This window comes from Microbacterium enclense (assembly GCF_004022425.1).
Lineage (GTDB): Bacteria > Actinomycetota > Actinomycetes > Actinomycetales > Microbacteriaceae > Microbacterium > Microbacterium enclense_A.
Genome location: NZ_RBZY01000039.1, coordinates 18389 through 32186 on the forward strand (window position 1 = coordinate 18389; position 13798 = coordinate 32186).

Here is a 13798-nt window from a genome sequence, read left to right on the forward strand (position 1 = left end):
GGTGGGTCAGCGCCCGCCCTGCTGTGGCGTCGCCGCCCGGCGCACCTCGTCGACGAGCGTTCGCCACGGTCCTTGGACCTGCCCGTCGCTCAGACGCGCGCGATGCACGGCGGTGTCGCCCTCGATGACCTCGATACGCCACTGGTAGCGGTCCGCGCCGGGGGGAGCGGGCAGGGCGGCGTCCCACGGGCAGCTCTCGACGAGCGTGCGCCAGTGCGGCGCCCGCTCGGGCTCGGCCTCGGCCCGCCACTGCTTCGACAGACCCGCGAGGCCGCCGGAGCGCACGACGACGACGACGAAGACGTCGTCGTCCCTGGCCTCAGCTCGTGGCATCCTCCGCGACGCCCACTCCGGCCCATGCGGCGCGGACGGCGTCGACCTCCTCCGACCTCTCACCGTACTCCGCCGCCGCGGCAGCGCGCGTGGCGGCGGCGAACGCCCCGAAATCGGCGGTGGGAGAGAGCAGGCCCTCCGTGAGCGTGCGGTACCAGATGAGGCCTGCGCGCTCCCAGGCGAAACCGCCCAGACGCGTTGCCGCGAGGAAGAAGGCGCGATTGGGGATGCCGGAGTTGATGTGTACCCCGCCGTTGTCGTCGGAGGTCTCGACGTAGTCGCGCAGGTGGCCGGGCTGCGGATCTCTCCCGAGCACGTCGTCGTCGTACGCGGTACCGGGCGCCGACATCGAGCGCAGCGCCGTTCCCTGCACCGCGTCGGCGAAGATGCCGGCGCCGACGAGCCACGTCGCCTCGTCGGCGCGCTGACCGCGCGCGTGCTGCTCGGCGAGGACTCCGAACACGTCGGAGAGCGACTCGTTGAGCGCCCCCGACTGTCCCTGGTACTCCAAGCCCCCGGCGGCCTCGGTGACGCCGTGCCCGAGCTCGTGCGCGATGACGCTCAGTGAGCGGGTGAACCCGGTGAAGACCTCGCCGTCGCCGTCGCCGAACACCATCCGCTCGCCGTTCCAGAACGCGTTGTCGTAGTCGTCGCCGAAGTGCACCGTCGCCAGGAGCGACCCGCCCGCGCCGTCGATGCCGTCGCGCGCGAAGGCGTCCCAGAAGAAGTCGTACGACGCCCCGAGCCCGTCGTACGCCTCGTCGACGGACCGGTCGCCCGTGGGGCCGTCGTCCTCCGTGCGCACGCGGCGACCCGGGAGACGCTCGGTGTTGCCGGCATCGGAGACGATGCGGTCGGGTGCTGGCGCTGTTTCGGCGACCAGCGCGCCGGCGTCGATGGAGAGTCGGAGGCGGGTGCGTGCCCGCCGTTCGGGCCGCGGCACGGCGAGGGTCTTGCGCGCCGCCGCGGCCGCGCGGGCGAGGCGCGGATCATCGGTGGACGCGAGCCGATCGAGCAGGAACGGGGGGACGATTCCGGGGGTCATGGGCCGAGGCTAACGCGGGCCACCGACACGTTGCATCCCTTGTGGAAAGGTCTATCGGGGGAGTGTCGGAACGGATGCCAGCAGCTGCCGCGTGTACGCCGCCTGCGGCTGGAGCAGCACCTTCTCGGTGGGGCCGTGCTCGACGACCCGCCCGTCCTTCATGACTACGACCTCGTCGCACACGTTCTGTACGACACCGATGTCGTGCGAGACGAGGACGAGGGTGAGGCCCTCCTCGGCCCGGAGGTCGGTGAGCAGGCGCAGGATCTGCGCGCGCACCGTCACGTCCAGGGCCGAGAGCGGCTCGTCGCCGATGAGGATCCGCGGCCGGTGCACGATCGCGCGGGCCAGGGCGATGCGCTGGCGCTGACCGCCCGAGAACTGGTGGGGGAAGCGCTCGGCGGCGTCCGCGTCCAGACCGACCTGCCCGAGGACCTCGCGCACGCGTGCCCTCCGGTCACCCTCGATGCCGAGCGCCCACAGGGGCTCGCCGACGATGCGGCCGACGCTCATCCGGGGATCCAGCGACGCATACGGGTCCTGGAACACGATCCCCGTGCTCCGCCGCAGCCAATGCAGCGACCGGGCCGAGCCGCGCGCGTCCACGGGGCGCCCCTCGGCTTCGACGCCCCCCGCGGTCGGGGTGTCCAGGCCGAGCAGGAGTCGCACGAGCGTGGACTTGCCGGAGCCGGATTCGCCGATGATGCCGACGGCCGATCCTTCCCGCACCGAGAGGTCGACGTCGACGAGTCCCGCCGTCCGCTCGGCCCGACCGAACCCGCGTGTGCGGGGGGTGAGGTAGGTCCGCGACAGGCCGCGGGCGCGCAGGATCACGTCGCTCATGCGGTTCCCCTCCCGTCGTGCCCGATCTCGGGATGCCACAGCGTCGCGGTGGCATCCCGCAGCAGCGCCCTCGTTACCGGCGAGGACGGCGCCCGCAGCAGATCCGTCACCGCACCCTGCTCGACGATCCGGCCGTGCTCGAGGACGATCGCGTGCGTCGCGACCTGTGCGAGCACGGCGAGGTCGTGCGTGATGAAGACGAGGGACATTCCGGCATCCTGGACCAGCGAACGCAGGAGCGACAGGATGCCGGCCTGGATCGTCACGTCGAGCGCGGTGGTCGGTTCGTCGGCGATCAACAGCCGCGGTCGGCAGGCCAGGGCCATCGCGATCGCGACCCGCTGGCGCTGGCCTCCGGAGAGCTGATGGGGATAGCGCGACACGATCCGCGCGGGGTCGGGGAGGGCCACGCGTTCGGCCTCCGCGACGGCGCGCCGGAGAGCCTCGCGCCGCGAAACGCCCTCGTGGATGCGCACCGATTCGCCGATCTGACGACCGATGGTCCGGATCGGGTTCAGCGCCGTCCGGGGCTCCTGGAAGACGATGCCGATGTCGTCGCCGCGCAGCTGCGCGAGTTCGCGATCGGGGAGACCGAGGATCTCCCGGCCCCTCCAGCGGATGCTCCCCGTCGCGGTCGCGGCATCCGGGAGCAGCCCCAGCACCGCCAGGGCCGTGAGGGACTTCCCCGACCCCGATTCGCCGATGAGCCCGACGCGCGCACCGTCGGGCACCGTGAAGCTCGCACCGTCGACGACCGCGCGGCCGCCGATCTCGATGCGCAGGTTCTCGACCTCGAGGCTCACGCGACCACCCCCGGCACGTGCGTGCGCGCCTGCGGGGTGCGCTGGGAGAGCGTCGGATCCGCGGCGTCGCGCAGGGCGTCGCCGAGGAGGTTGAGCCCCAGCACCGTGAGCGTGATGGCGAGCCCCGGCCACACGACCGCGAGGGGGTGGACCGAGATGTAGGCCTGCAGCTCGCTGAGGAGCACGCCCCACGACGGCTGCGTGATCGGGGCGCCGAAGCCCAGGTACGACAGGCCGGCCTCGGCCAGGACCGCCACCGCCATGCCCCACGACAGCTGGACGATGAAGACCGGGGCGACGTTGGGGAGGAGGTGTCGGCCGAGGTTCTGCAGGGGCGTCAGACCGCTGGCGCGCCCCGCCACCACGAAATCGCTCTGCAGCACGCGCCGCAGTTCCGGTCGCGTCACGCGCGCGATGTTCACCCCGAACCCGATCCCGACCGACCAGATGACGACGGCGAGCGAGCCGCCCCAGACGGCGGTGATCATCATGGCGATGATGAGCACCGGGAAGGCGACCAGGATGTCGACGAGCACCGCGACGCTCTCCCGCACCCACCGTGCAGTCAGCGCGCCGAGCGCGGCCAGGGCGAGACCGATGAGCGAGGCGACCACCCCCGCGCCAACGGCTACCACGACGGTCGTCCGGGCGCCCGCCATGAGCAGGCTCAGGATGTCGCGGCCATTGCCGTCGGTGCCGAGCAGGTGCGGCCACGACGGGCCGTTCCACCGTGCGCGGGCATCGACGCTCGCGGGGTCGAACGGCGTCCACACCAGCGACACGAGCGCCGTGAGCGCGATGACGGCGACGACGAGGATGCCGAAGCGTCCCGTGCCGCCGGCCCATAGCCGACGCGCCGTGCTCACGAGGCCTCCCTCTGCCGGGGGTCGAGAAGGCGGTGCACGAGATCGATGACGAAGCCGACGATGAGGACGAACCCCGTGAGCGCCAGGAGTTCCCCCTGCACCTTGGGCAGGTCACGGGCGGACACGTCGGCGACGAGCATCCGACCGATCCCGGGGAGGGTGAACAGCTGCTCGATGACGACCGCTCCGACGATGATGCCGGCGATCTGCAGCCCCAGGACGGTGACGACCGAGAGGCCCACGTTGGGCAGCCCGTGCGAGAGCAGCGCGCGTGTGCGCGTGAGGCCCTTCGCCGCTGCGGTCCGGACATAGTCCTGCCCCATCGCCTGCAGCGTGGCGCTGCGGACGAAGCGCATCAGCATGGCCCCTTCGACGATCCCGATGGTCAGGGCGGGGAGGATCAGGGCCCTGACCGCCGCGACCGGGTCGTTCCAGCCCGCGCGGGGGAACCCCTGCGGCGGCAACCAGCCCAGCCACACCGCGAACACGACGACGAGCATCATGCCCGCCCACACCACGGGCACGGCGGCAAGGGTCTGCGCCCCGACACTGAGCGCGGCGCCGTCGGCGCGGCCGCGCCGGAGGGCGGACAGCACGCCGAGCGGAAGCCCCACCGCGAGGGCGACGGTGAGGGACATCGCGGCGAGAGGAACCGTGACCCGCGCCTTGTCGGCCAGTTCGGCGCTCACCGACACGCCCGTGACGAGCGAGGTGCCGAGGTCGCCCCGCAGGACGCCGCCGATCCAATCGACGTACTGCTGCCACGGGGGCGCGGTGAGTCCCAGGCTCTCGCGCAACGCGGCGATCTGTGCGGGCGTGGCCTGCGTCCCGCCGATGAGCAGGGCGACGTCGCCGGGCAGCACGCGAAGGGCGGCGAAGATCAGCACGCTCGACACGGCCAGGCCCAGAACGAGCAGGCCCAGCCGTGTCAGCGTGTATCGGATCACTCCGAAGAGACCGTCACACCCGCCAGCGGCAGGCGCACGTTGAGGGAATTCTCCGGGAAGTTCGCGACGTGGGTCCCGACGGCCGTGAGCGGCGTGGAGAGGAACAGCCAGTCGGCGGCATCCTCGTCGGACACGATGCGGGCGGCCTCGGCGAGGTAGTCGGACGACTGCTGCTCGTCGGTCGTGGCCAGGGCCTGGGCGTACAGGCTCTGCACCTCGGGGTTGTCGTAGCCGAAGTAGTACGTGGGGGTGGCGAAGTTGCTGAAGTCCCGCGCCTCGACGTGGCGGACGAAGCTGAGGTCGTAGTCGTGATTGGTGTAGACCGTGGTCAGCCACGTCGGGAAGTCGACCGAGTCGACCCTGAGGGTCACGCCCACGTCGGCGAAGGACGACACGAGGAAGGTCGGGATCGAGCCCGGGTAGACGCTCGGGATCGTGAGGGTCAGCTCGAGGTTGTCGGCGCCGGCCTCGGCGAGGAGCTCGCGCGCGCGATCCGGATCGTAGGAGATGCTGCCGGACAGGTCTTCGTACCCCGGGTCGAGCGGCGGGATCGGGCCGTACAGCGGCTGGCCCGCGCCCAGGGTGTCGATGAGGGCCTCGCGATCGATCGACAGGCGCAGGGCCTCGCGCACGCGCTGGTCGTCGAGCGGGGCGCGGGCGTTGTTGAACGCGAGCGTGCCCTTGTCGGTGGTCAGACCGGACTCGATCTGGAAGCTGCCAGTGTCGAGCTGGCCCTGGAGCTCGGGGTCGATCTCGAGGGCCACGTCGACGTCGCCGCTGACGGCCGCATTGATGGCGGCGCTCTGATCGGGGATGTAGTCGAGCACGACCTCGGCCACGCCCGCCGCGTCGCCCCAGTACGCGTCGTTGCGCGCCAGCGTGAGGCTCTGGCCGGTGTTCCACGATGACACCGTGAAAGGTCCGGTCCCGTTGGTCGCGGTTTCGAAGTTCGTGGTGTCGCCCGTCTTGAAGACGAGGCCCGCCCGGCCCGTCAGCGCGAACAGGAAGTCGATGTTCGGCTGGGCGAGGGTGACGACGACGGTCGTCGGATCGGGCGAGGCGATGGATGCCACACCGGCCAGGTCGGCGCTGTTCTGGATCGTCGCGTCGTCCTTCGCGGTCTGCAGCGACGTCACGACGTCCTCGGCCGTGAGCGCGCTCCCGTCGTGGAACGTCACGCCCTCGCGGAGGGTGAAGGTGTACGTGAGCCCGTCGGGAGAGATCGTCCAGTCGGTGGCGAGAGCGGGGACGATCGCGTTGTCGGCGTCGCCGTCGCGGGTCACGAGCCCCTGATAGACGTTGTCGACGAGGGCCTGCTCGAGGGCGGCGCCACTCGTCCGGCGGATGTCGAGGTTCGACGGCTCCAGCGACAGGCGCACGGTGAGGGTGGCGTTCGGGTCGGCGGCACCGACCGGGGTCGGCTCGGTCGACGTGCCGGTGCACGAGGTGAACAGGAGTGCTCCGATCAGGAGCGCGCTCGTGGCGAGAGCGGTGCGGCGCAGCATCGCGGGAGTGTCCTTTCGCAAGGTCCACGGCATCCGGGTGCTGTCGTGCCGTGAGGTGGGGTGAGGACAGCCTACTTTCACCCGTGGGAAGGGACGCCGCGTGTGACACTGCGCGACACCCTCAGGACCGGCGGTGTCAGGCGGCCGACAGGGTGTCGCGCAGGAGCGCGGCGAGACCCGCGGGGTCCTCCTCCTGCACGTTGTGCGCGGTCGGAACGACACGCACGCGGGCGTTCGCCGCCCGCCGGACGAGTTCGTCGGCATCCTCGGCCGTGACGAAACCGTGATCCGCCCGCACGAACAGGAGGGGCGCGCGGACGGCCTGGATGTCGTCCCAGCCACTGGACGCGAGCACCGCGCGCACGGCATCCGGAGTCCCGGTGTCGGTTCCCGCTGCCGCGGCGGCCGCGGCGAGGTGCGCGAAATGATGCTTCCACTCCACGCGCCCGTCGGCACGCACGCGGGTGTTGAGGAACACCCCGCGTTCGGCGGCGGGCCGCGAGCCGCCGAGGCCGAACGACAGGGCCTTCTCGACCAACTCGTCCCGCGTCGCCCAATCGGTCGGTCCCGCGAAGAACGCCCGCAGCTGCGCCGGACCAGCGCTGGGGTCGATCCCCGGGGTGATGTCGACGATCACGACCTCGTCGATCAGGTCGGGGCGGGACGCCGCGAGCGCCGCGGCGGTGAGACCGCCCAACGAGTGGCCGACCACCACCTGCGGTCCGTGCGTCCAGGCCTCGAGGGCGATCGCGACGTCGGGTGCGAGCACGCGACCCACGTACGCCGCGTCCTCCCGCCAGGACGAGTCGCCGTGGCCGGGGAGATCGAGCGCCAGCGCCGGCTCGCCCAGGTGGAGGAGTGTGGTGTCCCATGTGTGCGCGTTCAGGCCGGCGCCGTGGAGAAGGGTCACGCGCGGGGGTTCCTCGCCCCATCGCAGCCCGCTGAGCGTGCGACCGTCGGGCAGCGCGAGGCTCACCCGTTCGACAGACGGGACGTCGACCCCGACGGCGGCGGCTTGGGCGGGCAGGAAGGAGAACTCGTCGACGTCGGGCACGAGGCCAGCCTGACACCGGGAACCCCGGGGTCGCCACCGGCCCGACGCGATCGGACACATCTGTCGACCGAGCCCGGCCGCGTGTCCGGGGCGCACCGTAGGCTGTCGCCATGGGCGAGGAACGGCGCGTGCACCTGTCGAAGAAGGCTCCCGAGGCGTACGCGGCGCTGCGGTCGTTCTCGAAAACCGTCGGCGGTCTCGCGGCGGCGGCCGGTATCGACGCCCGCCTGCGCGAGATCGTCCAGATCCACGCCTCTCAGCTCAACGGCTGTGCCTACTGCGTGCGCGTGCATGTCGACGCGGCCGTGAAGGCGGGGCTCGACGCCGACGTCATCGCGCAGATCGCGACGTGGCGCGAGTCCGGCGTCTTCGACGAGCGCGAGCGTGCCGCCCTGGAACTCACCGAGTCGTTCACCTTCATCCACGACGACGGCGTCCCCGACGAGGTCTACGACCGGGCGGGCGGCATCCTGAGCGAGGACGAGTACGTCGCGCTCAGTTGGGTGCTCGTGGCGATCAACGCGTTCAACCGCGTCGCGATCGCGGGCCGGTACCCGGTCCCGCCGCGCGCGTCGACCGCCGCCACGCTGAGCGAGGGCACGCTGCCGCTCGGCACGACCGCACCGCGTGGCACCCACGACCACGGGGGTGGCGCGTGAGCTCTCTCGTCTCGGGCGCGACCAACTTCCGCGACGTCGGGGGCCTGCCCGCCGGAACCCGCCGCACGCGCGCGGGCGTGCTCTTCCGCTCCGGCAACCTCGTCGACGTCGACGACGAGGGGCTCCGCGCGATGGGCGACCTCGGGCTGCGCCGCATCATCGACCTCCGCGATGACGATGAGGTGCGCTTCGCCCCCAGCCGCATCGACGGGCTCGATGTCGACGTGCAGCGCGTGCCGCTGTTCCTGGGGTCGGTGGAATCGTTCTTCGAGCGCGACGTGAGCCTCGGCGAGCTGTACGCCGAACTCGTCGAGGGTTCGGCCGACCGGATCGTCGAGGCGGTGCGCGGCATCTCCGAGGCGCCGCCGGCACTGATCCACTGCACGGTCGGCAAGGATCGCACCGGCGTCACGGTCGCGATCGCGCTCGCCGCCGCCGGGGTCGATCGCGCAGCCGTCGTCGACGACTACGCCCGCACGGAGGGGTTGCTCCCGGCCGCGCGCAATCGTCGGGTCATCGCCGGCATCCGTGCCCTGCATCCCGGGAACCGGCACGCCGAAGAACTCGCGACCCGGTCTCCCGCCCCGGTGATGCGCGAGCTGCTGGCGCGACTGGACACCGCGTACGGATCGCCGGCCGATTTCCTTCGAGCGCACGGCATGACCGACGCCGAACTCGAACGTCTCCGGGACGCGCTGATCGAGTGATCTCGTCCGCGGCCCCCGCGGATCCAGGGCGGCAACACAGGTTAGGCAACCCTTCATCGCGGGTATAGTGGATGCCATCATGTCCACCTCTGCCGAGCACAACGCCGCCGCCTGCCGCGCCTCGCGTCACACGCGTGTGCAGCACCTCATCACGGCCGACGAGACGTCCCTCGCCGAGATGGAGGCGGTGCTGGCGACGCTGCCGATCTGCTCGACCGGGCGCCTCTTCATCGAGGTCCCGGACGCGTCGTGGATCACGTCGGTCGCGGCTCCCGCCCGCATGACGGTGACCTGGCTCGACCGGTCCCGCCGCGGCGGCGCTCCGGGCACCGGCCGCACCTGTGCGCCCGGTCAGGCGCTCTCCCGCGCGGTGGCCGGATGGGCCGGCGAGATGCTCTGCTGCGATGACGACGCCACCCGCATCTTCCTGCTCGGGTGCTACCTCGGCACGGTCGACATCGTCGACGACCTCACGTCGCGCCACGGCGTCGATGCGGGCCACATCCACACCCCCGAGCGTTTCGGACTCGCCACCGCGCGCTGAGGCCGCAGTCACGCTCCGCGCGGGACGTAGTTCCCCTCGACGAGACCGGCTTCGATCTCGAAGCGGTTACGCAGCGGGTCACGCCCCGCGGCGAGGTACAGCCACGGCATCAGGAAGCCGTATCGGCGCCACTGGCCCGCGTGGACGGCCTCGTGACCGAGGACGGCGTCGGTGGGGGCGTCATCGCCGGTGAGGAAGCAGTCGCCCACGCACACGCCGCCGCGGGGGAAGGCCCACGCGGGCAGGCCGCGGAACACCCACAGCCCGTTCCGGCGTTCGACGCGGCCCGTGCTCCACACCGAGCCCCACACCCAGCCGACCGTGCGACCGTAGAGGAAGCCGATCCGGCTCACGGGGGAGTCGAGCAGGGCCGCGGGGATGAGGCGGTCGATACGGCGCCCGCGGGCGACCGCGCGGTCAGCGCGTTCCCGCCAGCCGGCCGGGGGTCGCGGGATCGGGCTCATGCCAGCGCCCCGACCAGGCGCAGGATCGTGCCGAGGTCGTCGACGGCGGCGGCGGGGGTCGAGGGCGAGAACTCGGTGATCGTGGCACCGGCCAGCGGCACGCGAGCTCGCAGCCGACGGATCGCGGCCGCCACGTCGGCGGCTCGCGCTCCGAAGGGCTCGGGCAGCGCGACGCCCGCGATCTCGGCCGGATCGAGCACGTCGAGATCGACGTGGACGTGGACCCGGGCGGCCCCGGTCGCCACGACGGCATCCGCGAGACTCTCGGGATCTGACAGTCCGGCTGCCGGGATCACGCGGATGCCGTGCTCGTCGATGAACCGCTGCTCCTCGGCATCCACCGCTCGCGTACCGGCCAGGACGACCCGGGAGGGAGGGATGCCGGGGCTCAGGCGCAGCGGGTCGATGCCGTCACCGATGATCGCGCGGAGCACCATGCCGTGGAACGCGCCGCTCGGCGACGACTCGGGGGTGTTGAGGTCGGCGTGGGCGTCGATCCAGAGGACCGCGAGATCGTCCCCCGCCACGGCGGACACGGCGCCGAGCGCGACCCCGCAGTCGCCGCCGATCGTGACCGCGTGCTCGCCGTGCACCGCCGCGACCGCGTCGTGGATGCGCTCGCGCATCCGCACCAGCGCGCTCGCCCGGAGGACGCGCGTGCCCTGGGCGTCGCCGGCTTCGGGTGGCGCCTCGAGCGTCGTGGTCGCGGCGCGGGGGAGATCGCCCGCGATCGCCTCGGCACCGTCGATCAGCTGCATCGCACGCGACGAGGACGAGCCCTGCCACTGCGGGGCGATCACGAAACGCGTCATGGCGTACCTGTCGGAACGGGGGAGCGCACCGCTGGCGGGGCGGTGCGCTCCCGTGTCGATCAGAGGTCGGGGCTCGGCGCGTCGATCGCGGCGCGCTGCGGGCCGCCGGTCTTCAGTGCGGCCAGGCGTGCTTCGACCTCGGTGAGCTCGCCGACGTCCTCGAGGGCGTTGAACTGCGCGTCGATGCTCGACGCGGCCAGTTCCTGCTTTCCCGCGGCGAGGGCCTCTTCGCGGCGGATCTTGTCCTCGAATCGGCCGAGTTCGCTGGTCGGGTCGAGCACGTCGATGGACTTCACCGCGTCGTGGACCTTGTTCTGCGCCTCGGCCACCTTCGCGCGGGCGAGCAGCTCGCTGCGCTTCGACCGGAGCTGCTCGAGCTTGGTCTTCATGCCGTTGAGGCCGTCCTTGAGCTTGTCGACGACCTCGGTCTGCGAGGCGATCGTGGGCTCGGCGGACTTGGCCTCGCTCTCGGCGGTGATCTGACGCTGCAGCGCGATCTTGGCGAGGTTGTCGAACTTGTCGGCCTCGCTCGCGTTACCGGCGGCGCGCAGTTCGTCGCCCTTGCGGCTGGCGGCGAGGGCCTTGTTGCCCCACTCCGCCGCGGCCTGGACGTCTTCCTGGTGGTCGCGCTCGAGCAGGCGCAGGTTGCCGATGGTCTCGGCGATGGCCGACTCGGCGTCGGCGATCGAGTTGGTGTAGTCGCGAACGAGTTGATCGAGCATCTTCTGCGGGTCCTCGGCCTGGTCGAGGAGCGAGTTGATGTTCGCGCGGACGAGGGTCGAGATCCGACCGAAGATGGACTGCTTGGCCATGCGGGATTTCCTTCCTGAGGCGACGGTGTCGAGTCTGGTGCCGATTGCTACGAGTTTTCTGTGACGGCCCCTCTGGGCCGGCGGATGAGCGTCAGAAGCGCCCCCCTCCGCGGCGAGCACGCGAGCCGCCGGACGACGACCCGCCGGAGCGACCGCGGGAACCGCCCGAACGGGAACCGCCGCCGAATCCGCCACCCCCGCCGCCGAGCATTCCGCCTCCGCCGAGCATCCCGCCCAGTCCGCCGCCGCCGAATCCGCCGCGCGAGCGAGAGCCGCCGCCCAGGAGAGCATTGACGGCGATGCCGCCCAGGATGGCGCCCATCATGTCGCCTCCTCCGCCGTTCCCGCCGCGGCCGCCGCCGAACGCGCCCACGTCGTTCTGCGCCAGGGAGGCTGCCTGCCCGGCGAGTTCGGCGGCGCGTTGCGCGAACGGGAGCGCGGACACGGGGTCGGCGGAGCGCAGCTGCTCGGCCTGGACGAGCGCCGCGCCCGCCTCGGCCAGCCGCGTACGGGCCGTCGGGCCGATGGCGCCGCGACGGGCGGAGATGAAGTCCTCGGTGGCCGAGACCTGGGAGCGCGCCTGGACGAGGAGGGCATCGAGCTGCGACTCGGCGCGACGGCGGCTCTCGGCGGCGTCCTGAGCCGCTCCCACCGCCGCGTCGATCGCCGCGTTGCCCTGCTCGAGCGCGGCGAGGGCCCGCAGCGGGGCCGTGCGCGGGGGCGTGAGCGCGGCTCGTCCGGCGTCGAGCTGTGTCCGCGCGGTCGCGACGGCGCCGGCGATGCGGCCGTCGGGGTCGGGCAGCGCGGCCGCCGTGGCGAGGTCGCCCTCGATCTCGGCCACGAGGTCGGCGGCGCGACGCTCCGCGGCGGACAGGTCGTCGGCGAGCGAGGTGACCGCCTTCTCGAGGCTTTCGGCCTGGGAGAGCGCGGCTTCCGCGGCGCGGATGGCGACCGCGGCCTCGCCGGTGGACCCGGCGGCGATCGCCCGCTCGGCGGCCTCGAACTGCTGGGCGGCGAGCTCGAGGCGGTCGCGGGCCTGGGGCGGGTTATCGGTCACGGTGGCCAGCGCGTCGTCGGCGTAGCGCTCACGCAGTGACGCGAGGTCGCGCGCGGTCGCATCCAGCGCCGTGGCGGCCACGGAGTGCCGCTCGCGCGCCCGCGCCAGTGCGCCGGGCGCGTCGGACTCGAGGGCCCGCAGTTGCTCGAACGCGGCGGCCTTGGCATCCAGAGCCTCGTCGGCCGACGCGCACAGGCGCAGGATCTCGACGTAGCCTGCACGCCGCTGGTCCGCGGTCTCGGGCACGTCGTCGTCGAGCTGTTGCGAGATCGTGAAGGCGCGGTCGAGGTCGGCCTTCGCCTGGGCGAGCGCCTCGGCGTACGGCGCGGCGGCGTCGTCGCCGAACTGGGCGCGGGCGAAGCCGAGCTCCTGCTCGCTGGTCTTCATGGCGTCGTCGGTCGCGACGAGCGCGGACCCCGCGCGGCGCGACAGGTCGTCGAGGCTCTCGACGGGGACGGTTCCGCTGGCGGGCGCTCCGCGGCGGCGACGCAGCCATAGCCACAGCAGGCCGCCCCCGAGGGCGAGCACGAGGAACACCACGAGGGCGATGAGGGCCACGTCGGGCCCGCTGCCGGCGGGTGCGGGCGGCTGGGCGGGCTCGGCTCCGCGGGCGGCGGCGGTGATGCCGGTCGCCGCGGCGTCGGCCGCGCCGGCGTAATCGCCCGCGGTCAGCGCCGGCTGGACGCGCTCCTGCTCGATGTCGGCGAGCTGGTCCGCCGTCAGCGGACCATCGTCGACATCGCCCGAGAGGTAGTAGGCCCGCCCATCGATCGAGACCGCGAGCAGATACTGGTGCGGTCCCAGTTGGTTGCGGTTCGCCGCCTGGTTGGCCCAGTCGGCGGCCGAAGCCGGCTCGGTGAAGTCGTCGACGAAGACGACCCACATGTCGAGCCCGGTCTGCTCCGACAGGCGCACGAGCCGCGACTGCACCTCGGCCTCCTGCGCGTTGGTCAGGACGTCGGCCTGGTCGAGGACGTAGCTGGACCCGAGCGGCGGCGGCGGGACGGCCCACGCCGGGGCGGCCAGGCCGAGGACCGACGCCGCCGCGATCACGAGACCCGTCATGATCGCTGCCGTCTTCGGCTTGTGCATGCATTCCCCTTCGGCGCTGAGGCCCCCACTCTATAAAGCCCCTCGGACACGCAGGAAGGCTCGGCGCGTCCGCCCTCAGCGCACAGGCTCGGCGCATAGGCTCGGGCGTTCGAAGGGAGCCCCATGGACGATCGCTACGGCACCGACGTGCTCGCCCGCGGCTGGCGCGACGCCGGGCGCAAGAAGGCCGCTGAGGTCGCGGCATCCGTCGATCTCGTGGTCGAGGTCGCCGGCGATGGATTCTGCGGAGCGGTC

General features: G+C 72.4%; 15 protein-coding genes and 1 pseudogene. 4 read left to right on the forward strand and 12 right to left on the reverse strand.

Going from position 1 to position 13798, the window contains the following annotated elements; all coding sequences use genetic code 11:
• Positions 1–6: 6 nt before the first annotated feature.
• The 8 genes from D8Y23_RS11395 to D8Y23_RS11430 form a co-directional block, all read right to left on the reverse strand.
• Positions 7–333 (reverse strand): protealysin inhibitor emfourin, encoded by a 327-nt coding sequence (locus D8Y23_RS11395; protein WP_128218244.1) that lies wholly within the window; start codon positions 331–333, stop codon positions 7–9.
• Positions 320–1378: a M4 family metallopeptidase gene (locus tag D8Y23_RS11400; protein ID WP_128218245.1), complete on the reverse strand. Its 1059-nt coding sequence runs from the start codon at positions 1376–1378 to the stop codon at positions 320–322. Before D8Y23_RS11400 ends, D8Y23_RS11395 begins: the two co-directional genes overlap by 14 nt.
• A 51-nt stretch (positions 1379–1429) precedes the next feature.
• Positions 1430–2221: an ABC transporter ATP-binding protein gene (locus D8Y23_RS11405; RefSeq protein WP_128218246.1), complete on the reverse strand. Its 792-nt coding sequence runs from the start codon at positions 2219–2221 to the stop codon at positions 1430–1432.
• A complete protein-coding gene (locus tag D8Y23_RS11410) occupies positions 2218–3024 on the reverse strand; it encodes an ATP-binding cassette domain-containing protein (RefSeq protein WP_128218247.1) in 807 nt (268 codons plus the stop codon). The genes D8Y23_RS11405 and D8Y23_RS11410 overlap by 4 nt, the downstream gene beginning before the upstream one ends.
• The gene (locus D8Y23_RS11415) at positions 3021–3890 is read right to left on the reverse strand and encodes an ABC transporter permease (protein ID WP_128218248.1); all 870 of its coding nucleotides are present in this window, start codon (positions 3888–3890) and stop codon (positions 3021–3023) included. The genes D8Y23_RS11410 and D8Y23_RS11415 overlap by 4 nt, the downstream gene beginning before the upstream one ends.
• Positions 3887–4837: an ABC transporter permease gene (locus D8Y23_RS11420; protein WP_128218249.1), complete on the reverse strand. Its 951-nt coding sequence runs from the start codon at positions 4835–4837 to the stop codon at positions 3887–3889. Before D8Y23_RS11420 ends, D8Y23_RS11415 begins: the two co-directional genes overlap by 4 nt.
• The gene (locus D8Y23_RS11425) at positions 4834–6342 is read right to left on the reverse strand and encodes an ABC transporter substrate-binding protein (protein ID WP_128218250.1); all 1509 of its coding nucleotides are present in this window, start codon (positions 6340–6342) and stop codon (positions 4834–4836) included. The genes D8Y23_RS11420 and D8Y23_RS11425 overlap by 4 nt, the downstream gene beginning before the upstream one ends.
• Before the next feature lie 136 nt (positions 6343–6478).
• On the reverse strand, positions 6479–7396 hold the full coding sequence (locus D8Y23_RS11430; RefSeq protein ID WP_240663879.1) for an alpha/beta fold hydrolase: 918 nt from the start codon (positions 7394–7396) through the stop codon (positions 6479–6481).
• Between the two features lie 110 nt (positions 7397–7506).
• Here D8Y23_RS11430 and D8Y23_RS11435 point away from each other — a divergent pair, with 110 nt between their 5' ends.
• The 3 genes from D8Y23_RS11435 to D8Y23_RS11445 all read left to right on the forward strand — a co-directional run bounded on the left by D8Y23_RS11435 (position 7507) and on the right by D8Y23_RS11445 (position 9306).
• Positions 7507–8055, forward strand: a complete 549-nt coding sequence (locus D8Y23_RS11435; protein ID WP_240663880.1) for a carboxymuconolactone decarboxylase family protein — start codon at positions 7507–7509, stop codon at positions 8053–8055.
• Positions 8052–8762, forward strand: a complete 711-nt coding sequence (locus D8Y23_RS11440; RefSeq protein WP_128218252.1) for a tyrosine-protein phosphatase — start codon at positions 8052–8054, stop codon at positions 8760–8762. Before D8Y23_RS11435 ends, D8Y23_RS11440 begins: the two co-directional genes overlap by 4 nt.
• A 79-nt stretch (positions 8763–8841) precedes the next feature.
• On the forward strand, positions 8842–9306 hold the full coding sequence (locus D8Y23_RS11445; protein WP_128218253.1) for an SIP domain-containing protein: 465 nt from the start codon (positions 8842–8844) through the stop codon (positions 9304–9306).
• 8 nt (positions 9307–9314) lie between these two features.
• Here the strand turns inward: D8Y23_RS11445 and D8Y23_RS11450 are convergent, their stop codons facing one another.
• The 4 genes from D8Y23_RS11450 to D8Y23_RS17225 all read right to left on the reverse strand — a co-directional run bounded on the left by D8Y23_RS11450 (position 9315) and on the right by D8Y23_RS17225 (position 13543).
• Positions 9315–9770, reverse strand: coding sequence for a Fe-S oxidoreductase (locus tag D8Y23_RS11450; RefSeq protein ID WP_128218254.1), 456 nt, complete (start codon positions 9768–9770; stop codon positions 9315–9317).
• Positions 9767–10582 (reverse strand): arginase family protein, encoded by an 816-nt coding sequence (locus D8Y23_RS11455; protein WP_128218255.1) that lies wholly within the window; start codon positions 10580–10582, stop codon positions 9767–9769. The genes D8Y23_RS11450 and D8Y23_RS11455 overlap by 4 nt, the downstream gene beginning before the upstream one ends.
• A 59-nt stretch (positions 10583–10641) precedes the next feature.
• Positions 10642–11394 carry a PspA/IM30 family protein gene (locus D8Y23_RS11460; protein WP_128218256.1) on the reverse strand — a complete coding sequence of 251 codons (753 nt, stop codon included), beginning with the start codon at positions 11392–11394 and terminating at the stop codon, positions 10642–10644.
• 91 nt (positions 11395–11485) lie between these two features.
• Entirely contained in the window at positions 11486–13543 is a 2058-nt protein-coding gene (locus D8Y23_RS17225; protein WP_128218257.1) for a TPM domain-containing protein, read from the reverse strand.
• A 123-nt stretch (positions 13544–13666) separates the two neighbouring features.
• Between D8Y23_RS17225 and D8Y23_RS11470 the strand changes: the two are divergent.
• Positions 13667–13798, forward strand: a pseudogene (locus D8Y23_RS11470) (DUF3097 family protein); the annotation flags it as partial.